Origin of the sequence: Tenacibaculum sp. 190524A02b, from assembly GCF_964036645.1 — a bacterium.
Classification (GTDB): Bacteria; Bacteroidota; Bacteroidia; order Flavobacteriales; family Flavobacteriaceae; genus Polaribacter; species Polaribacter vairaonense.
Genome location: NZ_OZ038525.1, coordinates 949,940 through 975,000 on the forward strand (window position 1 = coordinate 949,940; position 25,061 = coordinate 975,000).

Below are 25,061 nucleotides of genomic sequence, written 5' to 3' on the forward strand. Positions count from 1 at the left end.
AAACACAAACTTAAATCATTACTATATATGTTAACAACAAAGACTAAAAAAGGGTCGAGCCTTATAAGGGTTAATGGAAAAAGATTTGATCTTTTAAAAATGACTTACGAGTTAATCGCAACTACTCAGGTAAAGAACGCCTATCTTTTTCCTGTTAAAAAAGACAAAGAAATAATAGCTGTAGTGGCTTGTATTGTTTCTGAAAGTTTGATAGATATCTCAGATCTTACTCATATTGATGGCTTTTATAAGTTAAAAGACAAATTACATTTTATTCATAAAGATGTATTGCCACTAACATCTGGTGGTAAGATTGATGAATTAAAATTAAAAGAAGAGCTAGATGAACATATAAACAATCTTGTTACTACAAGCTATCATACCCCAGAATTGAATGATAGTAGTTTATTATTGAAAGAAGTTACAAGTTATATACCACCATTGCATCAATGGGATATTTCTTTAAATCCTTTTAAAGAGGTTTCTTATACTCATAAGGAAGATTATTCATTAAATGGTGAAATAGCAAAGAACATTCCTATGGCTCATACGGTAGGTCAACAACTTAAATTACCAGAAAATGCGCCTAAAACATTAAAAGACTCTTTAATAATTACAGCAGAAAAATACCCAGAAAGAGGAATCCAATTTATTTTAGGAGATGGAAGTAGAGACTTTATTAATTATAAAGATTTGCTAGTAAGAGCAAAAAAAGCCTTAGCTGTATATAGAAACCAAGGATTAAAACCGGGAGATACTGTGATTCTTAATATACTAGACAATAGATCTTTTATAGAAGCTTATTGGGGATGTATTTTAGGAGGTTTTTTACCAACTCCAGTAGGAGCAATTAGTGAGTTTAAGAAAGAAAATGCCATAGTTCAAAGATTAGCAAATGTATGGAAGTTATTAAAGAAACCTTTAGTAGTTGTAAACCAAGGTGATTTAGATAAATTAAATTCAATAGAAGAAATTTGGGGAGAACACCCGTTAGTAGGGATAGAAGCAGAAGATTTTACGAATGCGATTCCAGATGAAAATTTATTTGATGCTCAACCAGATTCACCCGCTATTCAATTATTAACTTCAGGTAGTACAGGAGTTCCTAAATGTATTTTACATAGAAATAGAACCTTGGTTAATAGAATGTGGAGTAGTAAAACTCAAGATTTTGGAAAAGAAGATGAAGTTTCATTGAGTTTTCTTCCAATGGATCACGTAGGAGGCTCATTAATGTTTTCTGCAAGAGATGTTTACTTTGGGTATCATCAAATAAATGTAAAAGTAAACCAATTTTTAGAAGACCCTATAAAATTACTAGATTGGGTAGATGAGTTTAAAGTAACCATGACCTGGGGAGCTAATTTTGTTTTCGCACTCGTAAATGAATATGAAAATGAAATTCAAAAAGGTAGTTGGAACTTATCAAGTTTGCATCATATTATGAACGCAGCTGAAGCAGTAACGACAAATGTTTGTCAGAAATTTTTAGAATTATTGACTCCTTTCGGGCTACCAAATAGCGCCATGCAACCAAGTTTCGGTATGTCAGAAACCAGTTCATGTATTTTGGTAAATCATGAAATGAGAGCAGGAATTAAGTCATCAGGAGTGGCAATTGTAGAAAAAAGCTCTATGAATGGTTTATTAAAAATAGCCGACTCTGAAGAGATAGAAAAAGGTATTGATGAAACGGCATATACTTCATTACCACATTGTGGTAAGATAGCCCCAGGATCTGAAGCAAGAATTACAGATAAACAAAATAATATAATTCCTGAAGGAGTTATAGGACGTTTGCAAATAAAAGGAGCTACAATAATGGACGGTTATGTAGATAATCCTAAAGCAAATAAAGAAGCTTTTGTTGGAGATGGATGGATGAATACAGGTGATTTAGGATTCATTTTAAATGATAATGTATATATAACAGGAAGAGAAAAAGATTTAATTATTATCAATGGCGCCAACTTTCTATCTTTTGAAATAGAGGCAGTTGTTGATGAACTTGCAGGAGTTAAAAATACCTTTTCTGCAGCTACAGGTATTTTTGACCCAATAGAAGAAACAGAAAAGTTAGTAGTTGTATATGTTCCTGAAGTAGAAAAGACATTAGAAGAAGAGCTTATAACAATAGAAGCAATAAAAAAGAGTATTTTAAGAAGTTTTGGATTAGAAGCTAGTTATGTAATTCCAGTAACAAAAGAAGATTTTCCTAAAACAATAAGTGGAAAAATACAAAGAGCAAAAATAAAAAATCGTTTTACAACAAATATTTATGACAAAGCAATTAAAGCAATTGATGTATTAGAGAAAAATAAAAGAACAATACCACAATGGTTTGCTAAACCAGAATGGCAGCTTAAAAAGTTAACGAATTTTAAAACAAAACAAAAAATAGGTAAACGTTTATTATTGGTAAATCAAAATGTAAACGTTGATGATTTTATTACAGAAAACACTATTGTAGTTCAAAAAGGTGAGGACAATGGCATCAAAGATACTTTACAGGGTCAAACTTATGTCATCAATCCTTTATCAAAAGAAGGTTATGCATTACTAAGTAATTCGTTAAGAGAAGAAAAAATATGTGAAATAATCTACTTATGGTCATACCAAAAAGAAGTAACCCCTGTTAATATAGCACTTGGAAATCTTCATTATATGTTACAAAGCTTACAGTCTTGTTTTTCAGATAATGCAAGATTAGTAGTTGTTGTAGAAGATAGAGGAGAAGTAAGTCAATATTTAGGTGAAAACGAAGCTTTAATAGGATACGTAAAAACCTTAAATATTGAGCAAGAAATTATAAAGGCTCAATTAATTAGCTTAGATAAAATAGATAGGCAAGCTTGTAACGATATTCATGAAGAAATTCAGCAACCACTAATAGATGAAATTATATCATGGAGAGATTATAATCGATTTGTTTTTAAAATTGAAGCATTAAAAGAAGCAGAGATAAAATCAAAACTATTATTACCTAATACAGAACAGTTTTACAATCAAAAGTGGTATATAACAGGAGGTTTTGGAGGTATTGGTGAAGTTTTGGTACCACATTTATTAAAAAAATACAAACTCAAGCTGGTTGTTTTAGGAAGAAAAGCATTATCGGAAGAAAGGGAAGTTTTGTTACAAAAATGGCAAAAAGTAGGTGATGTTTCTTATGAAAAAATAGACTTTGAAAGTGAAAAAGGAATAGAAAATGTAATAACCAATTCAAATGAAGAAATACAAGGTGTTTTTCACTTAGCAGGAGCTTCATTAAATGAAAGTTTTGAAGAACCTCAAAACTACTCAGTATTGGAGCAACCATGGGGATATGTAGAAAGACAAATAAATGTAAAAGTAACTATTGCTGATAAAATTTTAAAAGCATTAGGAAAGCAAAAAAACAAAAGTCTTTTTGTACAATTTTCATCTGTTAATGCTTTTTTTGGAGGAAATGGTTTTAGTGCTTATTCAGCAGTTACATCATATCAATCAGGTTTAGCTAATCAATCACTATTTGAAAATGTATCTATAAAGACTATAGATTGGAGTGCTTGGGAAAAAATAGGAATGAATAAAGCTAATGAAACTTCACTTTTAGCTAAACAGAGAGGTTTTTTAAGTATTAATCCTTCCAGTGGTTTAATAAGTTTTGATGTGGCAATGCAGCTTGATGAATCAAGAGTCATGGTAGGTTTAGACTTGAATAATAAGTATATTATACAAGAAACAATAAATAATGAAACAGAAATAGTACCTGTATTATATACTACAAAACCGAATGCTCTAGAAGTTTTAATACAAAATGTAAGTGATCAAAATAGGTTATCATGGTTAAATAATATTCAGACTTTACAACTGGATACAATGCCTAAATTGACTGATGGTACTATTAATTCAAAACAACTTTTACACCTTGATATAAAACAAAAAGTTAGAGAAATACAACCTTTAGAAGGTGAGGTACAAATAGCAATAGCAAAACTTTGGTCAGAAGTATTAGAAGTACAAATAACAGATGCAAAAGCAAATTTCTTTGATTTAGGAGGACATTCAATAAAAGCCATTCAATTAATATCAAAAGTTAATGATGCTTATAAAACGAATATAAATATGGCACAGTTATTTGAAAATGCTGTACTATATAAATTTGTTGATTTTATTTCTGGACAAAAAGAAATAGATTACCAAAAAATAGCTAATTATGGTAAAACGGATTACTATCCACTTAGTCATGCTCAAAAAAGAATATGGACACTTATTGAATTAGAAGGCCAGAGTAAGTTGTATAATATTTTAGGCGCATGGAAAATTAATGGAAGTATTAATGTAGGAAAGTTAGAGGCTATTTTAAGTATTATATCAAGCAGACATCAAAGTTTACATTTAGGATTTAAACAGGTAAATGGCGAACCTGTAATGTTTGAAAAGGATGATGCAAAAATACCTTTAGAATTTATAGACTTTACTACAGTTCCTGAAATGTTAATTGATAAAACTTTAGACGATTTAATAACACAAGAAAGTGGAGTAGAATATGATTTAGAAAAAGGAGACTTAACGCGTGTTAAGTTAGTTAAGATTAAAGAAAATCAGCAAATATTATTAATAGGTCAGCATCATATTATCTCTGATGGTTGGTCATTAAATCAACTGATTGAAGAAATTAATGATTTATATAATGATGCAACTGTAGAATTTACTGAAAGTCGTATTGATTATACCGATTATGTGTATTGGGAAAAAGAACAAGATACTAATGATGAACAAAATTATTGGATAAATAGATTAAAAGACTATGCTACTATTCTTGAATTACCAATAGATAATGTTAGACCAGCTTTGTATGAGTATACAGGAGATACACAAATAATTAATTTACCAGAGCAATTACAAAAAGATTTAAGACTATTAGCAAAAGAAAAACAAACTTCTTTATATAATTTATTATTTACAGCTTATGCAATCTTTATTAGTAAAATTAGTAATAATAACGACTTATTAATTGGTACTCCTGTTGCAGGAAGAAATCATAAAGATTTGAATGATGTTATTGGTATGTTTGTTAATACGTTACCTATAAGGTTTCAAATAGATAATCAGTTAAGTTTTGAAGAAAACCTAGAAAAGAATATGGTTACACTTCAACAAGATTTAACAAATGATAATTATCCTTTTGACGAATTATTGTCAGATTTAAATTTAGAAAGAGATTTAAGCAGACCACCATTAATTCAAACATTATTCGGCTTCTTAAGTGCAGATTTATCTATAAACTTTGCAGGATGTAAAGCTTCACCATTACATGTTAAACATAAAATTTCAAAATTTGAATTATCAGTTCAAATACTAGATCAAGTAGACCAAATAGCTGTTAGTTTTGAGTACAATACAAGTTTATTTAAACATGATACTATTCATAATTGGCAAAACTTATTTGTTCAATTATTAAAAGAGATCAGTAAGTCTTCTTCAGCACCTGTATATAAATACACGATGCTTTCTAATGAAGATAGAATACAAGTAACAGAAACATTTAATAAAACCGAAACACCATACCCTAAAGAAAGTACAATCTATGAACAATTCTCATTACAGGTAAATAAAAACCCACAAGCTATAGCTGTACAGTTAGAAAATAAATCTGTAACCTATAAAGAGCTAGATGAAAAAGTAAATAAATGGTCGAAAAGTCTACAGTTAAAAGGTATTGAAAGTGGAGAGGTTTTAGCAATTTGTGCCAAAAGCTCTTTAGAACAAATAATAATCTTGTTAGCCACACAACAAATAGGAGCAACCTATGTAGCACTAGATTACGAACTACCTTTAGAGAGGAGACAATTTATTTTAGAAGATTCCAATGCTAAGTTTTTAATAATTCAGCCAGAGTTAAATAATACCATACAGTGGAATGATTTTCCAATAATTGAATTAACAGAAGAGCCAAATGATTATTCAGAATCAAATTTAGAACTAAATAAGCAAGCTATTTCAAGTACAACTAATTCATACATATGTTACACATCTGGTTCTACAGGAACTCCAAAGGGAGTATTAATTCCACACAAAGCAATACTCAGGTTAGTAAAGGATACGAACTATTATAGAATTACTCCAGAAGATAATTTTATGACGGTTGTTAATTTTGCTTTTGACTCGTTTACTTTTGAGTTTTGGGGAGCTATGTTAAATGGTGCTACCTACTATGTTATAGATAAAGAGAAAAGATTAGATTTAAAGTTTCTTTCTAATTTCATTAAAGAAAATAATATAACAGTAACTTTCTTAACAGTAACATTATTTAATCAAATAATAGATCAATATCCTGATACCATAAGCAAAATGAAATGTGTATTAGTTGGAGGAGAAGAACTTTCAGTTAATCACATGAAAAAAGCACTTCAATACCTACCAATAGGACTTTATAATGGATATGGACCAACGGAAAACACCACGTTCTCTAATGTATATCCTATAACAGAAATAGGAGAAGAACAAAACTCGATTCCTTTAGGAAAACCTATTGCTAATAGTAAGTGTTATGTATTGGATAACTATTTACAACCTTTACCAATTGGTGTAATAGGCGAAATTTATTTAGCAGGAGATGGTTTAGCCACAGAATACCTAAGTAGACCAGAATTAACCACAGAAAAGTTTATAGATAATCCATTTGTTCCTAAAACGAAAATGTATAAATCTGGAGATTTAGGAAGATGGACAAAAGATGGTTGTATTGAGTATTGGGGAAGAGTAGATAATCAGGTTAAAATAAGAGGTTATAGAATTGAATGTGGTGAAGTTGAACAAGTAATAAGTAATATTTGTAAAGGAAAAGATGCCGCAGTAGTACCTCAGGTAGATAAAAATGGACATAAAAGACTAGTAGCATATTATACTGATAATGGAGTTTCAACAGAAACAATAATTAAAAGTTTAAAAGAGAAATTACCTTCATATATGATTCCTTCAGCTTTTATGTATTTAGAAGAATTACCTAAAAATGCAAATTCTAAATTAGATAGAAAAAGACTGCCTAAAGTTGAGATAGCACAATCTTTGAAGGAGATGATTGCTCCAAAAACAAACTTACAGAAACAATTATTTACAGTTTGGAGTGATGTTTTAGATAGTAATACATTTGGTATTGAAGATTCTTTCTTTGATTTAGGTGGAGACTCCATTTTAGCAGTTAGTTTAATAGGAAAACTTCAAAGAGAAGGAATTCCATTAGACCCTAAAATGATTTTTATGTATCCTACTATTCAAGAACTTTCACAAGCCATTGAATTAGGAGAACATAAGGTAAAACGTACAAGAACAGAAAAGGATTATCTAATTAAATTATCTTCTGGAAGTCAGGATAAACCTAGGGTTTACTTTTTACCGCCAGCAGGAGGAACCTTAATGGGATATATAGAATTAAGTAGAAATTTAGAAAATGTTGGTGATGTATTTGGACTTCAAGGACCTGGTTTATTTGAAGATGAAGCACCACAGTTTTTAAGTTATGAACAAATGCTAGATATATTTGAAAAAGCTGTAAAAGATCACTTTAGACCAGGAGTAGATTATTTTGCAGGACATTCTTTAGGTGGGCATTTAGCCTTTGGACTTACACAGCGAATGGAGAAAAAAGGAATCCCTGTGAAAGGCCTACTTATTTTAGATACAGTTCCCAATATGCATGTTGAGGCAGAAGAAAAAGTAGAAATGTCTCAAGAAGAGTTAAAAATGTTTGCGCTAGTTTTAGGAATGGGGAACATGGTTGGAATGCAACCAGATGATTTTAAAAACATGGATTATGAAGCCGCTAAAAAAATCATTTTAGACAAAGCAAGAGAAGATGCAGCTGTAAAAGAGTTTATGAATAATGAGTATTTAGATAAATACCTACAAATACAAATGAATCATATGCTTTTATCTCAAATGATGGAATTAGACACTACTCTAGTTAATACAGAAGTAACTGTGTTTAAAACGGCATTCCATAATGAAGATTTTGAAAACCGTTTTAATGAGTGGAATGAATTAGCAGTAAATCCAGTAAACATTTTGCCTTCAGAAGGAAATCATGTAACAATGATAAGAAGACCTTATGTGGTAAAATTAGGAAATCAAATAGATGCGCTTCTTCAAGACGTGAAAATGGAGGTTTTAAGCGAAATATAAATTCTTTAATACTAAAAGATAAAGTAAACTACAGTAAGTTGCTGTAGTTTGCTTTAACATTATAAATGAAAATTATAAATAAAGTAAAATATTACACATGCATAATGTGTGGTATTTTAATAGTGTTATGTACTAATTTATATGGGCAAAAAAAGGTTGAGTTCTCAGGGCAATTATCAGGACTAATAAATTATAGTCCAAATAATGAAAGGGATGTGTTTTTGGGCGCAAGATATATTCCAGAGTTACAATTCAATAATAAGTTAGATTCAGTTAGTGATTTAGACATAGAAGCTTCATTAAATGCCTCAAGTAACTTACTATTTAAACCTTTTTATAAATCTGTAACAACCAATGAGATTAACCCGTATAGATTTTGGATTCGATATTCAAGAAGAAAGTTTGAAGCTAGGTTAGGACTCCAGAAAATAGATTTTGGTTCCGCTTCTATAATTAGGCCTTTGCAATGGTTTAATCAAATAGATGCCAGAGATCCATTACAGTTAACTAATGGAGTTTATGGAGCTTTATTTAAATACTATTTTAAGAACAATGCTAGCATATGGGCTTGGGTATTATACGGAAACGATAAACGTAGAGGTTTTGATCTTTTTGTAAGTGAAAAATACCAACCAGAATATGGTTTAAGAGTTCAATTACCAATAGCAAAAGGTGAAATAGCATTATCATATCATAGTAGAAACGTTTCTGTAAATACAATAGAAAAATCATTAACAGAAAGTATTCCAGAATATAGATTTGGAGTAGATGTTAAGTGGGATTTAATTGTGGGTTTATGGATAGAAGCCTCACATGTAAAACTGCAAAAGAATATTGGAGTTTTAACCAATCAATCGTTAATTAACTTAGGAACAAGTTATACGTTTGGTATAGGAAATGGGTTGAATGCAAATGTAGAGCATATGGTTAATACTTTAGAAGAAGAAAGTTTTACATTTCAAAACAATAATCATTTTACTGCTATTACGCTTCAATATCCTTTTGGCTTTTTTGATAGTATAAACTTAGTCAGTTATTACGCATGGAAGGATAATTCTATGGTGGTTTCCTTGAACTATCAACACCAATTTGAAGCAGTAACAGGATATCTTATGGGCTATTACAACCCAACGAATACTATAAACTTACCTGATAATCAATTTATAAATGCCTTTTCAGGTTTTGGAATAAGACTAATGGCTGTTTTCAATCATTAAAAAAGGTTTGCTATAACACAATAAATAAATACAAATGCAAGATCAAAATATAGTAATAAAATTAAATAATATGTCTAAAAGCTTTCAAGTTGGAGGTAAAGACTTTTTAGCATTAAAAAACATCAACCTTAGTTTTCAAGTAGGAGAATTTACAGGGTTAATAGGGCCAAGTGGTTCTGGAAAAACCACCTTACTTAATATTATAGGAAGCTTAGATAAACCAACCAAAGGAGAAGCAATAGTTCTAAATAAAAATATTACAGACTTATCACACAAACAAGCTGCAGAATTACGTAATCAAACTATTGGATTCATATTTCAAAGTTATAATCTATTACCTATATATACAGTATATGAAAATGTAGAATTTGCTTTAATTCTACAAAATAAAAGTGTCGCTTATAGAAAGAAGCAAGTATGGGAAGTATTGGAACAAGTTGGATTACAAGATTTGGCTAATAAAAGACCTGATAAACTTTCTGGTGGAGAATGTCAAAGAGTAGCTATAGCTAGAGCTATGGTCAAAAAGCCTAAAATTTTACTAGCTGATGAACCAACTGCAAATTTAGATGCAGAAAATGCACATAGAATAATGCAAACCCTAAAAGCTCTAAATCAAAATTATGATACAACTTTTATTTTTTCAACACATGATGAAAAGGTAATGGAGTATCTAGAAAGAAAAATAGTTTTGAGAGACGGAGTAGTTAATAGTAATAGTGTAAGTAAAATAAAAATAACAAATCATGAAATTAGCGTTCCAATTAGCATATAAAAATTGTATTAAAGGTGGTTTAAGAACATGGTTAAATGCAGGGATACTCTCTTTTGCTTTCATTTTAATTCTTTTTTTTAACGGTTTAATGGATGGATGGAATGAAGAAACCAAAAAAGAAACTATAGCATGGGAATATGGAGAAGGTCAAATTTGGAGTAAAAATTACGATCCTTTAGATCCTTTTACATTGCAGAATTCAGTAACAGAAATACCAGAAAAACTAAAAGACGTAGGTGTTCCAATATTAATTCAACAAGGAAGTATTTACCCACAGCAAAGATTTATCCCCATTCAATTAAAGGGAATAGGTGTAAATCAGAAAGCTGTAAAAATACCAACGGATATATTGGCTAAAAGTAAAGCAGAAATTCCAGTATTAATAGGAAAAAGAATGGCTAAAACTGCACAACTAAAAATAAACGATCAAGTATTACTTAGATGGAAAGATAAACATGGAGTTTACGATGCTAAACAACTTACTATTGTTGGGGTGTTTGATACGAATGTGGGAGGAGTTGATAATGGACAGCTTTGGATGTCTTTAAAAACACTACAAAAAATGACAAGGTTAGATAATAAAGCTACTATTTGGATAGCTAATAATAAAGAAGCGAAACAAATAGTTGCTGGATTGAATAATTGGAAGTTTGTAGGATTGAAAGAATTATTAAAAGATATTGAAGAAATGGTTGAAATGAAGAAATCTAGTAACTCCATTTTTTATTTAATGTTACTATCCATTGCTTTATTAGCAATTTTTGACACACAAGTATTGTCTATTTTCAGAAGACAAAAAGAAATAGGTACGTACTTAGCGTTAGGCTTAACTAAAACTAAAGTAATGCTCATATTTACCTTAGAAGGTGTTATGTATAGTGTTTTAGCTATTTTTCTTGGAGCAGTATATGGTATTCCTTTACTGTGGTACTTACAACGAGAAGGTTTGTATATACCAAATTCAGATGATTTAGGAATGGCTATAGCAGATCGTATTTATCCCTATTATACAGTAGGCTTAATAATACAAACAATACTGTTAATAGTAGTATCCGCAACCATTGTGAGTTATTTACCAGCACGAAAAATATCAAAGTTAAATCCAGTAAATGCACTAAAAGGAAAATTATCATGATACAATTTTTTCTAAAAGGAATAATAAGAGATAAAGGAAGAAGTGTACTTCCAATAACCATTATAACTTCAGGAGTAGCATTAACCATATTATTAAGTGGTTATATACGAGGAGTAATGGGAGATATGGTAGAACAAAATGCAAATTTTGACACAGGTCATGTAAAAGTAATGACTAGAGCATATGCAAAAGAAAGACAACAATTGCCAAATGATCTAGCTATTTTAGAAGTAGACTCTTTAAAAGGAATATTACAAAATAAATATTCAACCATAACCTGGGTAGAAAGAATAAAGTTTGGAGGACTGATAGATGTACCTGATGAAAATGGAGAAACCTTAAAGCAAGGGCCTATATCTGGCTTGGCAATTGAGTTGAATACAGAGAATCCTACAGAAATAAATAGGTTACATATTAAAAAATCTATAGTAAAAGGTGCATTACCAGTAAACAAAGGAGAGATTCTTATGGGGAATGCTTTATTTGAGAGATTAGCTTTAAAAATAGGTGATAAAGTAACATATTTGGGAACAACAATGAATGGCAGTATGACCTCACATAACTTTATTGTTGCTGGAACACTTCACTTTGGTAATAGTGTTATGGATAATAGTAGTGTTTTGATAGATATTAATGAGGCTCAATTAATGTTAGATATGGAAAATGCTTCAAGTGAACTTTTAGGGTATTTTAATAATGCGTTATATGATGATGCTAATGCTACTAATATAGCAGCAAGTTTTAATGCAAACTATAAACAATCTAAAGATGAGTTTGCGCCTTTAATGGAAACTTTAAAAAATCAAAACAATTTAGCAGCTTACATAGATTATACAGACGTATACGCGAGTTTGTTTATCATGCTATTTGTCATAGCAATGTCTGTAGTACTATGGAATACGGGATTGCTTGGAGGATTAAGAAGATTTCAAGAATTTGGAGTACGATTGGCTTTAGGAGAAAGTAAAACCCATATATATAAATCGTTATTAATAGAAGCATTTTTAATAGGTATAATAGGTTCGTTTATAGGAACTATAAGCGGAATAGCAATGACCGTTTATTTACAGATTTACGGAATTGACATTACGCCATATTTAAAAAGAACTTCTATGATGATGCCATCAATAGTAAGAGCAAAGTTTACAACTGATTTACTTTATATAGGATTTATACCAGGAGTACTAGCGATCATGTTAGGCAATATTCTATCAGGTTTGGTAATCTATAAAAGAAAAACAGCCGAACTATTTAAAGAGTTAGAAGTTTAAAAGTCAATATAAGGTTTATAAAAAAGATTAAAAAATACCGAAAGGTGATATAGTAAACATCTCACTTGGTGAGAAAAAATAATTTAAAATGAAGAAAATAATAAGCATATTAATTTTAATTATAACACTACCAATTGCAGGGCAAAATAAAGCAATAACAGCATCACAAATATTAACAAAAGTAGATGGTAACTTAGTATCTAAGCAACGTATCATACAATCCCAAATGATTATTTATGGAAAAAGAAAAAACAGAACCATAGTCTCTAAAGGATATTCAAAAGGAAATGAAAAATCATTTATAGAGTACCTTCAGCCTAAAAGAGAAAGAGGTACAAAGATGTTAAAGTTAAAAAACCGTTTATGGATATACTCACCTTCATCTGATAGAACCATACAATTGTCAGGGCATTTATTAAGACAATCGGTAATGGGATCGGATTTATCTTATGAAGATGTTTCTAGCAATGAAAAATATAGTGTTTTATATCATTCAAAATTAATAGGTGAAGAAGCCTTTAAGGAAAGAAAGACATGGGTAATTGAGTTAGTAGCCAAAAACGATGAGGTGAACTATCAAAAAAGAAAATTATGGGTAGATCAAGAAAGATTTATTCCTTTAAAAGAAGAAATGTATGCCAAAAGTGGACAAAAGCTTAAAGAGATAAAGGTACTAGATGTAATGAAAATAAAGAGCAAATGGTACCCTAAAGTAACCAATTATAAAGACGTTTTAAAAGATGGAAAGGGAACAGATTTTATTATTGATACAATGGATCTAGAGGCAAATATATCAGAAGATATTTTTAACAAAGCATCATTAAAAAAGTAAAACTAAACAACTACTTAACTATATATGAGGATAATAGCATTTCCATTTGCAGGAGGTAATAGCTATTCTTTTAAGTTTTTAGAAGAAGCGCTTGCAAAAAATAAAATAACCATTGAAGCAGTAGAATATCCTGGGCGAGGAAATAAAATTTCAGAGCCATTAACAAGTAATATAGGAGAGATTATAAAGAAAGTGATTCCTCAAGTACTACAAAAAGTAATGAGTTTAAAAGAGAATGAACCCTATATGCTATATGGACATAGTATGGGAGGTTTAATAGCATATTTAACAGCAATTGAATTAGCAAAAACAAAATTACCTAAACCTAAGTGTTTAGTAGTTTCAGGAAAAAGTGCTCCTGCTGTAAAATATAATAGAGGTATAAGTAAAATGACAAGTGAAGATTTTTGGAATACCATGAAAAAGGTAGGAGGAACACCTGACGAGTTATTAAATAATGAAATTCTAAAAGAATTTTATGAACCAATTATAAAGTCAGATTATAAGGCAGTGGAGGATTATGAATACAAGCAAGAAAGAAAGTTGAAATATCCTATTGATGTATTTTATGGAAGAGATGATATTTTTCCTTTGGAACAAATGTTACCATGGGTACAAGAAACTACAGAAGATATTAAGACATACGAACTGTCTGGTGGGCATTTTTTCATTTATGATCATGTGCCTTTATTAGTAGAGCATTTTACATCTGTTTTTAAATCTAAAGATGAATTAATAGCTAATAGTTAACATAAATTTTAATACTTATATTATAAGTCAAAAAGTTGTCTTGAGTTGATACTTGAGGCAACTTTTTCTTTAAAATAATATTAAGTTATAAACTATAGAACTTAAGTTAATTTACCTTTTATATGTTCATAAACAAAAGAATAGTAATCATGATATTGAGGCAATAAAATATTATTTAAGTTCTGAGTATTTATAATAGTTTCTAGCTCAAATAATTTAATATCAGTAACCTCACTTTCTTGAAGTACTAATTCACTGAGAGGTACAGTAAGTTCAGCAATAAAAACATGATGAAACTCATTGTCAATTATCCCATTAGAATGATTTACCTGATGTTTTCTGGTACCAATTTTATGTAAGGCATCAATATCAATTGTGAAACCTATCTCTTCTTCAATTTCTCTAATTGCAGCTATTTCTATTTTTTCTCCCGCAGCTATATGTCCAGCAACGGAAATATCCCATAAACCAGGAAATACCTTTTTAGATAAAGCTCTTTGTTGTAATAGAATTTTGTTAGTATTGGTATATAACCAAACATGTATAGTAGGGTGGAAGTAGCCAAACTTATGAGCTTCAGATTTTAAACACGTTTTTCCTGTATAGTTTCCCTGTTCGTCAACAATATCTATTAGTTCATCCATATAATAAAAGAAAAACGTCATTACTGAATTGTAATGACGCTTATTAATATTTATTTGAAGTAAGAAAAAGTTTCTCCGTCTTCAATTTTAAGTAAACTTTCGTAAATCATTTTAATAACGTTCTCTACATCCTCTCTATGGACCATTTCAACGGTAGTATGCATATAACGTAAAGGTAAAGAAATTAAAGCAGAAGCAACCCCACCATTACTATAAGCAAAAGCATCTGTATCAGTCCCTGTAGCCCTTGATAAAGCAGAACGTTGGAAAGGAATATTATTAGCCTCAGCAGCCTCAATAATTAAATCACGAAGCTTTTGTTGTACAGCAGGAGCATAAGCTACTACTGGTCCTTTTCCTATTTCCAAATGACCTTCTTTTTTCTTATCAATCATTGGAGTAGTAGTGTCATGCGTAACATCAGTAACAATAGCAACATCTGGTTTAATTGTTTGTGTAATCATTTCCGCACCTCTAAGCCCAATTTCTTCTTGAACAGAGTTGGTAATGTATAATCCAAAAGGAAGTGTTTTATTATTCTCTTTTAATAAACGAGCTACTTCCGCAATCATAAAACCGCCCATTCTATTATCAAGAGCTCTACAAACAAACTTGTCTTTATTTAAAATGTGAAATGTGTCTGGGTAGGTAATAACACAACCTACATGAACACCTAATTTTTCAACTTCTTCTTTAGTAGTACAACCACAATCAATAAAAATATTATCTAATTTAGGAGGCTCTTCATTTCCTTTATCACGAGTATGAATTGCAGGCCAACCAAATACACCTTTAACAATACCTTTTTTAGTATGAATATTTACAATTTTACTTGGCGCTATTTGATGATCACTACCACCATTTCTAATAACATAAATTAACCCATTATCAGAAATATAGTTAACATACCATGATATTTCATCAGAATGTCCTTCAATAACAACCTTATACTTAGCTTCAGGGTTTATAACACCAACGGCACTACCATAGGTGTCAGTAATAAATTCATCTACATAAGGTTTTAAATAATCCATCCAGATTTTTTGGCTTTCCCATTCGTAGCCAGTAGGAGCAGGGTTATTAAGATATTTTTCAAGAAAGTCTAAAGACTTTTGATTTAAGATTGATGTATCAGCCATAATTCAAAATTGTTTATATAGTATAAATTAACTCCAAAACTTACGTTTTTCGTTTAATTCTTCTTGTTCTTTAATTTGTTCAGGAGTCATTACTTTTAGGAAAGAAGGGTGCTGTTCAATAGCATATTCAATTTTCTCAACAATACTTTCAATGCTCTCGTTTTCATAATCAATATCCAATGGATCTTTAATAACCATTGATTGTAAAACATTACGTTTTTTAATTTGCAATCCTTTTTTATCAAATGAACGTCTAAAGCCATCTATAACTATAGGAACAACCACAGGCTTAAATGTTTTTATAATATGAGCTGTTCCTCTTCTTATAGGTTTAAAAGCGGTAGTAGTTCCTTGCGGAAATGTAACAACCCAACCATCATCTAAAGCTTTTCCAATATTGGAAATATCAGACATTTTTACTTGTCTATTTACATTCTTTCCAGCACTTCTCCAAGTTCTATCAATAGAAACAGAACCAGTGTATGCAAAGATTTTAGGTAATAAACCAGAACGCATGGTTTCTCCGGCAGCAATGTAATATACGTTTAATTTGGGATGCCATATGTAGCCTATATTTTTAATATTATCTACTCTTCCTTTTAAAGCAGCATTAAACACATGAAACATTGCAGCAACATCTGCAAAATAAGTTTGATGATTTGATATAAATAAAACGTTTTGTTCAGGAAGTTGTCTTATAATCTCAGAACCTTCAATTTTAAGCTCATTAAACCTACGGTAACGACCGTGAGATATAATTCCTAAAATACGTATTAACCATTTTTTTATATAAAGTATATGTCCAAAAGGATTCCTTTTAAATAAGGGCATATTATACTCGGGGTTTTATTAGTAAACGCTAAATTACAAAAGAAAAAGAATACAGATACTATTTAATTAAATCTTTAATTTCGGAAAGCATCATAGCTGTAGCTCCCCAAACTGTGTAACCGTTTAATTTAAAGCAAGGTACTGATATGTTTTTCATGTAAGAAGTTTCCATTTCAATTTCAGTAATATTTGAATCATCTAATAAATCATCTAATGTAACCTCAATTATAGTTGCTACCTCTTCATTTGGAGTAAAAGTGAGCTTAGTATTAGCATAACCAATAAAAGGAGCTACTAAAAAATTGCTAGGTGGTATATATGTGTCAGATAATTGTCTGATAATACATATATCTGAAGGTTTAACTCCTACTTCTTCATAGGTTTCCCTTAACGCTGTATCTTTAAGGTTTTCATCTTTTAGGTCTACTTTACCGCCAGGAAAGCTTATTTGTGCTGAATGGGCACCATTATAACTAGCTCTTTGGGTTAATAATATGTTAGTCTTATTATTTTCATCAGGATAAAACAATGCTAATACAGCTGCCTTTCTGGGGTTTTTATTAGCTATCATTTTTTCAGAAAATTGCTTTCTAAGTTTAGGAGCTAGTTTAAATTGTGAAGATAAGCCTCCTAAAGGTTTATGTTTTAAAGTATCGTTTTGATTAATAAAATCGGAGAAAATCATTAAATTATCACTATTTTAAACAAACATATCTTTTTATAAGCTAAAAGCCAATTAATTTGGCTTGAATTTTGCTCTTTGTTCAATATATTAATCTAACATAAAATATGAATACAGAAAATAAGTACCAAAAATTAGCACTAAGTTTAATTTTTGACGCAATAGGCTATGCGTCTTTTATTCTTCCTGGGCTAGGAGAGTTAATAGATGTTATATGGGCTCCAGCTTCAGCCTTTTTAATGACGAAACTTTATAAAGGAAACAAAGGGAAAATAGCTGCAGCGGTAACATTTATAGAAGAAGCAATGCCTGGGTTAGATGTTATACCAACGTTTACATTGATGTGGTTGTATACCTACGTTTTTACATCTGCTAAAGAAAAGAAGAAAACAATTGAAATAAAATAAAAGCCTAATTACATAGAAAGATATAATTAGGCTTATTAATAGTTATTTTTTCATACTTAAAAAAGAGAAGCGATAGGCAAAACCTAAGTTTAAGAGAGAAGTATTTAATTTACCACCTCTGGCTTTTATATGACCAAAAGAACCTCTTAAGGTTAAGTTATCAGTAAGGTTGTGTTGAATACCAATACTAGGTTTAATAATAAGACCTTGACCAGTACTTATACCACCACCACCAGCAGCACCACCAAGTAGTTGGGCATATATAGAAGTAGTATTATTAAAGAAAGTGTTTGATTGTACACCTAAACCAACAATACCTTCAGCATAAGCACCAGCATCTCCAAAATTTGCAAATGAAGTTTGACCTGCTCCATAGATATACTTGTTAAAAAAGAAGTTTATTTGTAAAGATATTTGGTGCATGTTTTGGTTAAATCCTCCATCTCTTTGTGCATTTAAGTATAACTCCTGAGCCATAATAGTTTCTAAACCTTTAAATTTACCTTTAGTAAATTTTTCTCCTTTAGATTGTATACCATCTTTATCAACATAATATTTTAAACCAAAACCAAAGGTAGAAGTTACAAAATGAGAGTTAGGACTCATCATGTATCCTTTATTTAAAGAGGCATAAAAGTTATCAAATAATTTTTGTTCAATAGATAAATCGGGATAGATTAAGAATCCACCTTTAGTGTCAACGCCGCCGCCGCCGCCAGCACCTATACCAAATTTAGCTTGGATATTAGTACGATTTTTATTCATTGATAAATGATAACCTCCACCTAAAAATATATCCATATATCCAGCTTTTATACCATGGTATGCTCCATCAGCTTTGACAAAAAAGAAAATATCATCTGTTAAAAAAGAATTAAATTCAAATCCAGCCAATCTAATTGTTCTTCCTTTATATGAACCTTTAGTTACATGTAAATTATTTAAATGTACAAGTAAGGAAAGTCTACTGCTAGGTTTTTTCCAGTTTGTATTCTCTAAATCGTCATAAGAGAAAGAGGTTTCTCTGCTTTTAAAACTAGAATTTTCAAAAGATAAAGGAATTTGTACAGCAACATTAAATTGATGACTATTTATAGTCCCTCCATCAAAAAAGTTAACATAACTATATCCAGCAGTTGTAGAAAAGTGAGAAAAATCGTACCCCAAATTAAAGTGAGGAAGAATAAAAGCACCGCCACCATCAGGAGCACTTGCACCACCACCACCACCAAAGTGAAGTCCAGTATCTATAAAAAGATTTTGAGTCAGTTTTTGTTGAATACCAGCATTAATGCCTAAAGTAAAAAAACCTCCTCTAATACCTCCAACAGCTCCATAAAAACCAATACCCGCATAGAACCAATCATTGATTTTTAAATTATAGTGTAAGCCAGCAAAATCCATGTTAGCTTCATTTTCTGGCATTTTAATAGATAAGAAGTCCAATTGACCAAATCCTTCTTGCGTTTTTTTAGTAGGTATTTTTTCTTGTGCGTAAAAAAAATGAACACTCAACGTTAATCCTAACATGAGTGTTCTTTTAATTATGTTTTTAAACATAAACAATATTAAATTTAATCGTGAATTTGTTTTCGTTTACCATTTTTATAAGAAGCAATAAAAGCATCTTCAAAACCAATTCGTACTAATTCGTTTCTTAGACTTCTAGCTTCTTTTACTGTAGAAAATAAACCTACAGAGTATTTGTAATATTCGTTTCTATATGATGAAGTTCCAGCAATAATTTTACTTGATAATAAAGGGTACTTTTTTGTGCTAAATGCACCTATTTGAACAGAGTAAACAGTTTGTCCTTTGGTGTTATCAGAGATGTTTTGGATATTATCATCAAGGTTTTCCTCAGGGTATTCTTCTTGACTAAAACTATCTGCTTGCAATCTTTGTATACTATCAATAACTCTTTGTGCTTCTTTAGCTTTTATAGTTGCAACATCTATTTTAGGAGTACTGTTACTAGAAAATGTTCCACTTTTAAATAAATAAATAACGGCAGCAGCAATAAGTAATAATATAATTAATACAATATTTATAGTTCTGCTTTTTTGTTTTAAATTATTAAAGCTTTCTTCTAGCTCTTCAACTTCTAGTTCAGTTTCTTCTACTTTTAACTCAGCTTGTTCTACTTTTAGGTTAGCATCTTCAATACTTTTTTGTAATTGTTGATACTTTTCCTCCTCGATAAATGGCATTCTATTATAGTTTTAAAGTTGACATTATGGGGACTAAAATACAAATACTTTTTTTAAGAATGTTTTTCTATAGTGATTATGACTGTTTTAGAAGCTGGAGTATTACTAATTCTAGCTGTACTATTAATAGGAACTAAAGCATTTGCTTCAGGAAAATAAGTAGCAGTACATTGTTCTGGAATGCTAAAAGGAATAACCAAGAATTTTCTTACAACTCTTTTTTCACCCTCAAAGTGACTAATTAAATCTACTTTGTCTAATTTTGAAAGTTTTAGCTTTTTCATATCATTTGGATTCATGAAAATTACTCTACGTTCGTTTAAAACACCTCTATACCTATCATTTAATCCATATATAGTAGTGTTGTATTGGTCATGAGTACGAATAGTCATTAATAAAAACTGATCTGTTTCAAGAGTAATATCAGATGGTTTATTGATAGAAAAATTAGCTTTTCCAGTTGTAGTAGGAGAGAAGTCATTAGCTCTTGCGTTATTGGGTAAATAAAAACCTCCTTTTTTACGAACTCTATCATTATAGTCATCAAAACCATTGATAGTAGCTTCTATTTTATTTCTGATTAAGTCATAATTACTAATTAATTCAGACCATTTAACAGTTGAGTTTTTTAAAGTAGCTTCTGCAATTCCTGCAACAATAGCTGGTTCACTTAATAAATGCTCAGATATTGGAGTTAAATGTCCACTTGATTGATGAACAACTCCCATAGAGTTCTCTACGGTAACAAATTGCTCCTCATTTTGTTGTATATCTTTTTCAGAACGACCTAAGCAAGGTAAAATTAAGGCTTTCTTACCATGAATTAAATGACTCCTATTTAATTTGGTTGATACATGAACCGTTAAATTACAATTACGTAATGCTTCAGCTGTATATTCAGTATCTGGTGTAGCAGAAACAAAATTACCTCCCATACCTATAAATACTTTAGCTTTTTGATTATACATGGCTTTAATAGCTTCAACAACATCGTAGCCATGTGCACGTGGGGCTGTAAAATCAAATTCCTTTTCAAGTGCTTGAAGAAACTTTTCTTTAGGTTTTTCCCAAATTCCCATTGTCCTATCACCTTGAACATTAGAATGACCTCTAACTGGGCATGTACCTGCTCCTTTTTTTCCGATACTTCCTTTTAATAATAAAAGATTAACAACTTCTCTAATATTATCAACCCCATTTTTATGTTGCGTTAGTCCCATAGCCCAACAAATAATTATCTTATCGTTATTAACTATAAGTTCTAAAGCTTTTTTTATTTCTGGTAGCGCCAAACCTGTTTGAGGAAGTAACTCTTCAATACTATAATTATCTAAATCTGCTAAAAAATCATCAAGACCTTTAGTTTTTTCTTTAATAAACTGATGATCAAAAACAGAATTAGGTTGCTCTTCCTCTTTTTGTTTCATTAGTTTTAAAATGATTTTTAAAAGAGCAACATCTCCATTAATCTTCACTTGTAAGAATAAATCAGTTAGCTTTTGTCCTTTACCAAACCACTTCAAAGGGTTCTGAGGATCTACATAATTCATTAAACCTACTTCAGGAAGTGGGTTAATTGTAATTATTTTACCTCCATTTTTCTTAGTTTCACCTAAGGCAGATAACATTCTTGGATGATTAGTTCCAGGGTTTTGTCCAATAACAATAACCAAATCAGCATGGTCAAAATCATCAAGTGTTACAGAACCTTTACCAATACCTAAGGTTTCAGATAGAGCACTACCACTACTTTCATGACACATATTAGAGCAATCAGGTAGATTATTAGTACCAAATTGACGAACAAATAACTGATACAAGTATGCAGCTTCATTACTGGTTCTTCCAGAAGTATAAAAAATCGCTTCATCGGGAGAATCTAAATTATTAAGCTCTTCGCCAATAACATTAAAAGCTTCTTTCCAAGAAACCTCTTCATAATGAGTAGCTCCTTCTTTTAAAATCATTGGGTGTGTAATACGTCCACTTTTACCAATTTCATAGTCAGATAAAGTAGATAACTCTTCAACAGAATGCGAAGCAAAAAATATAGGTGAAACCCTATTTTTAGTAGCTTCTTCTGCAACCGCTTTAGCACCATTTTCACAATACTCTGCTAAGAAAGCTCTCTTTTCATCTGGGTCGGGCCATGCGCAACCTGGACAATCAAAACCATAAACTTGATTTAAGTTTTTAAGTAACCCAATTCCTTTGCCAATACCAGTTTCTGTAAATACATGATTTAAAGCAGATTTTATAGCTGTAGTACCTACGGCTTTTTCTGGAACTTTTGTTAACTTTATTCCTGTTAAATTTTCAGGAGGCTGTGCATTGGTTTTTTTAGTACTCATACTGTATATATTGTGGGTTAGCGTATATAGTCATTTTATCTTTTCTACTGAAACCTATTAAGCAAATACCAAATTCTTTAGCAAAATCAACAGCTAATGAAGAACAAGCCGATACCGCAATAATAATTGGTATTTTAGCAAAAAAAGCTTTCGAAACAATTTCATAAGAAACACGACCGCTTACAAACATTGAGAAAGCTTCCTTTAATTGTTGGTTAATTCTTAAACTACCTACGCACTTATCAACGGCATTGTGCCTACCAATATCCTCTTTACAAGTTAGAAATTTGTTGTTTTTATCAAAAATAGCACAAGCATGGCTTCCTCCAGTTTTCATAAAGGTATATTGATGATTAGTCATAATAGTAAACATTTTTTGTATATCTGTATGTAATAATGAAGTCTTATTATTGATAGCGTCTCCTGATACTGTAATATCATTTAGTTCTTTCTTACCACAAATGCCACAAGATGATACGGATAATAAGGTTCTTTTATTTAAATAACCATTTCCCAAATAGTTTTTAGGAATCTCTACATTATAAATGTCATTAAAACTTTCGTCTGTTTTTTCAAGTTCAACTTTTAAAGATATATTGTTTCTATAAATATCTTCAGCATAAAGAAGTCCATTAATTAACTCAATATCATTACCTGGAGTTCTCATTACTATAGTATAAGGTTGATTATTAATATTGATTTGTAAAGGAGCTTCAATAACTAATGAGTCATCTTGAAAAGTGTTTTTTTCAGTAGTTACTTTAATAGACTCGTATATGTTAGTTTGTTTCATTTAAAACAAAAGTAAATAATTAAATAAATAGAAATACTAGTAGGATTAAAATAATTAACTTTATCCCGTGTTTACATAAAACATTGATTGATCTAAAATATGACGATGAAGAAAATTTTAAGCTTATACTTTATATTTATAGTGGTATTGGTGTTTGGACAAAAAAGAGATTCAGTGCCTAGTTTTGTTGATGACTACTATTTGATAAAAGATGGAGATTCATTAATGATTGAGCTTAACGAAGTATCCGTATTACCCAAACATAAATTTAACGACAGGATTGATATACATTACTATTATTGGTTTAAGAAAAAAGTATTTAAGGCATACCCATACGCAATACTAGCATCAAAAAGAGTAGATAGTGTTCATTCCCGTTTGGAAAGGATAAAGTCAAAGAGAAAAAAAAGACAATATATAAAAAGAATTCAAAAATATTTAGAAGGAGAACTAACTGAACCATTGAAAAAGTTAACTAGAACAGAAGGTAGAGTACTACTTAAATTAATCCATAGGCAAACTGGTAAAACAGCTTTCAATAATGTAAAGGAGTTAAGAAGTGGGTGGAAAGCTTTTTGGTATAATGCAACAGCTAATATCTTTAATTTGTCACTGAAGGATGAATACAATCCAAAATTAAATAATGAAGATTACTTGATAGAAGATGTTTTACAAAGAGCATACATAGATGAATTACTAGAGTATCAAGAGCCAAAATTGCAAATGAATTACTTAGAGATTTTAGCAAATAAGAAAGGAGCAGTTGATGTAGAGAAGTATAAAAAGATGTTTGCTAAACAAAGGAAGAAAAGAGAAAAGAATAAAAATAAAAAAAGAATTAAGTAAGTAGTAGTATATAATGATATTGTAAAGCAAGTTCTTTTGGGCTTGTTTTTTTATTTAGTTTACATTATAAAATAATTTCCTAGAAAAAAATAGTGTTTAAACTATTGTTAAATAAGTTTTTGAGTTTTGGTGTTTGGGTTTTAAATAAAAAAGATTGATAAAAGGCTTGTGGGGATCAAAAAGGGTTGTATATTTGCAGCCGCTAACGGAGAAACGTAGTTTGCAAAGTTAGTAAGTTCATTGAGGATTAGGTAGTGTAAAGAGTTAAGAAAAGATTAAAAAATAGTTTAAATTTTATTTGTTTAATTGAAATTAATCTCAGTATCTTTGCAGTCCGAATTTAAAGGGAGGTTCATTAAAATATTGTGTTTTATAGCGAATAAAAAAAACTTCAAAAAAGTTTTGTTGGAGTTAAAAAAAGTTATTAGTTTTGCATCCGCTTTTGGAGGCGACACGATCTAAGAAATTTTGGAAAGATTTTGAAGAAAAATCAACTAGTTCGATTCTAGTGTTTCTACAAGAAGTTAATTGAGGTTTTGATTGAGATATGTCAAATATTAAGATTAACAAAGTTCATTGAAAATATTGAAATTGACAGCGTAATTTAAGAGTAGAATTACCACAGATTATTTAAGTGATTAAATAATTTTAAAAAATTCTTTTGAAACTTTTACATTGGATAATATTAAAGATTATACAATGAAGAGTTTGATCCTGGCTCAGGATGAACGCTAGCGGCAGGCTTAACACATGCAAGTCGAGGGGTAACAGAGGTAGCTTGCTACTTGCTGACGACCGGCGAACGGGTGCGTAACGCGTATAGAATCTGCCTTGTACAGGAGGATAGCCTTTAGAAATGAAGATTAATACTCCATAATGTTGATTAGTTGCATGATTGATTAATTAAAGATTTATCGGTACAAGATGACTATGCGTCCTATTAGCTAGATGGTAAGGTAACGGCTTACCATGGCAACGATAGGTAGGGGGTCTGAGAGGATTATCCCCCACA

The 25,061-nt window shown here is 30.4% G+C and carries 17 protein-coding genes and 1 rRNA gene (1 of these 18 cut by a window edge); 10 read left to right on the forward strand and 8 right to left on the reverse strand.

Translation table 11 applies throughout. From position 1 onward, the window contains the following. Positions 1-99: 99 nt before the first annotated feature. From ABNT65_RS03765 to ABNT65_RS03795, 7 genes are all read left to right on the forward strand, one after another. The gene (locus tag ABNT65_RS03765; RefSeq protein WP_348747210.1) at positions 100-8,166 is read left to right on the forward strand and encodes an amino acid adenylation domain-containing protein; all 8,067 of its coding nucleotides are present in this window, start codon (positions 100-102) and stop codon (positions 8,164-8,166) included. Positions 8,167-8,231: 65 nt separating this feature from the next. Then, the gene (locus tag ABNT65_RS03770; RefSeq protein WP_348703927.1) at positions 8,232-9,383 is read left to right on the forward strand and encodes a hypothetical protein; all 1,152 of its coding nucleotides are present in this window, start codon (positions 8,232-8,234) and stop codon (positions 9,381-9,383) included. A gap of 34 nt (positions 9,384-9,417) precedes the next feature. After that, positions 9,418-10,158 carry an ABC transporter ATP-binding protein gene (locus tag ABNT65_RS03775; RefSeq protein ID WP_348747211.1) on the forward strand — a complete coding sequence of 247 codons (741 nt, stop codon included), beginning with the start codon at positions 9,418-9,420 and terminating at the stop codon, positions 10,156-10,158. Next, the gene (locus ABNT65_RS03780; RefSeq protein WP_348747212.1) at positions 10,130-11,293 is read left to right on the forward strand and encodes an ABC transporter permease; all 1,164 of its coding nucleotides are present in this window, start codon (positions 10,130-10,132) and stop codon (positions 11,291-11,293) included. Before ABNT65_RS03775 ends, ABNT65_RS03780 begins: the two co-directional genes overlap by 29 nt. Further along, complete coding sequence (locus ABNT65_RS03785; RefSeq protein ID WP_348747213.1) at positions 11,290-12,564, forward strand: ABC transporter permease; 1,275 nt, start codon at positions 11,290-11,292, stop codon at positions 12,562-12,564. The genes ABNT65_RS03780 and ABNT65_RS03785 overlap by 4 nt, the downstream gene beginning before the upstream one ends. An 88-nt stretch (positions 12,565-12,652) precedes the next feature. Then, the gene (locus ABNT65_RS03790; protein WP_348738458.1) at positions 12,653-13,396 is read left to right on the forward strand and encodes an outer membrane lipoprotein-sorting protein; all 744 of its coding nucleotides are present in this window, start codon (positions 12,653-12,655) and stop codon (positions 13,394-13,396) included. A gap of 24 nt (positions 13,397-13,420) precedes the next feature. After that, positions 13,421-14,146, forward strand: a complete 726-nt coding sequence (locus tag ABNT65_RS03795) for a thioesterase II family protein (protein WP_348747214.1) — start codon at positions 13,421-13,423, stop codon at positions 14,144-14,146. A gap of 101 nt (positions 14,147-14,247) precedes the next feature. Here the strand turns inward: ABNT65_RS03795 and ABNT65_RS03800 are convergent, their stop codons facing one another. The 4 genes from ABNT65_RS03800 to ABNT65_RS03815 are packed head-to-tail and all read right to left on the reverse strand — an operon-like array spanning position 14,248 to position 17,445. Continuing rightward, a complete protein-coding gene (locus tag ABNT65_RS03800; RefSeq protein ID WP_348703937.1) occupies positions 14,248-14,811 on the reverse strand; it encodes an NUDIX hydrolase in 564 nt (187 codons plus the stop codon). 29 nt (positions 14,812-14,840) lie between these two features. Then, positions 14,841-15,929, reverse strand: a complete 1,089-nt coding sequence (locus ABNT65_RS03805; RefSeq protein WP_348703938.1) for a M42 family metallopeptidase — start codon at positions 15,927-15,929, stop codon at positions 14,841-14,843. Between the two features lie 27 nt (positions 15,930-15,956). Further along, positions 15,957-16,760: a lysophospholipid acyltransferase family protein gene (locus tag ABNT65_RS03810; RefSeq protein WP_348703939.1), complete on the reverse strand. Its 804-nt coding sequence runs from the start codon at positions 16,758-16,760 to the stop codon at positions 15,957-15,959. A gap of 58 nt (positions 16,761-16,818) precedes the next feature. Further along, a complete protein-coding gene (locus ABNT65_RS03815) occupies positions 16,819-17,445 on the reverse strand; it encodes a CoA pyrophosphatase (protein WP_348747215.1) in 627 nt (208 codons plus the stop codon). A gap of 104 nt (positions 17,446-17,549) precedes the next feature. On the opposite strand from ABNT65_RS03815, the gene ABNT65_RS03820 reads away from it, so the two are divergent. Continuing rightward, the gene (locus tag ABNT65_RS03820) at positions 17,550-17,849 is read left to right on the forward strand and encodes a hypothetical protein (RefSeq protein ID WP_348738463.1); all 300 of its coding nucleotides are present in this window, start codon (positions 17,550-17,552) and stop codon (positions 17,847-17,849) included. Between the two features lie 42 nt (positions 17,850-17,891). Here the strand turns inward: ABNT65_RS03820 and ABNT65_RS03825 are convergent, their stop codons facing one another. From ABNT65_RS03825 to fdhD, 4 genes are read right to left on the reverse strand one after another with little or no spacing between them, the layout of a single operon-like run. Further along, on the reverse strand, positions 17,892-19,379 hold the full coding sequence (locus ABNT65_RS03825; RefSeq protein WP_348747216.1) for a hypothetical protein: 1,488 nt from the start codon (positions 19,377-19,379) through the stop codon (positions 17,892-17,894). Positions 19,380-19,423: 44 nt separating this feature from the next. After that, the gene (locus tag ABNT65_RS03830; RefSeq protein WP_348738466.1) at positions 19,424-20,059 is read right to left on the reverse strand and encodes an SPOR domain-containing protein; all 636 of its coding nucleotides are present in this window, start codon (positions 20,057-20,059) and stop codon (positions 19,424-19,426) included. 53 nt (positions 20,060-20,112) lie between these two features. Continuing rightward, positions 20,113-22,410: an FdhF/YdeP family oxidoreductase gene (locus ABNT65_RS03835; protein ID WP_348747217.1), complete on the reverse strand. Its 2,298-nt coding sequence runs from the start codon at positions 22,408-22,410 to the stop codon at positions 20,113-20,115. After that, a complete protein-coding gene (gene fdhD, locus ABNT65_RS03840; protein WP_348747218.1) occupies positions 22,400-23,203 on the reverse strand; it encodes a formate dehydrogenase accessory sulfurtransferase FdhD in 804 nt (267 codons plus the stop codon). The genes ABNT65_RS03835 and fdhD overlap by 11 nt, the downstream gene beginning before the upstream one ends. A 105-nt stretch (positions 23,204-23,308) precedes the next feature. On the opposite strand from fdhD, the gene ABNT65_RS03845 reads away from it, so the two are divergent. Together ABNT65_RS03845 and ABNT65_RS03850 are read left to right on the forward strand one after the other, a co-directional pair. Then, on the forward strand, positions 23,309-24,049 hold the full coding sequence (locus ABNT65_RS03845; RefSeq protein ID WP_348703952.1) for a DUF4294 domain-containing protein: 741 nt from the start codon (positions 23,309-23,311) through the stop codon (positions 24,047-24,049). 696 nt (positions 24,050-24,745) lie between these two features. Beyond that, a 16S ribosomal RNA gene (locus ABNT65_RS03850) occupies positions 24,746-25,061 on the forward strand (it continues 1,204 nt past the right edge of the window).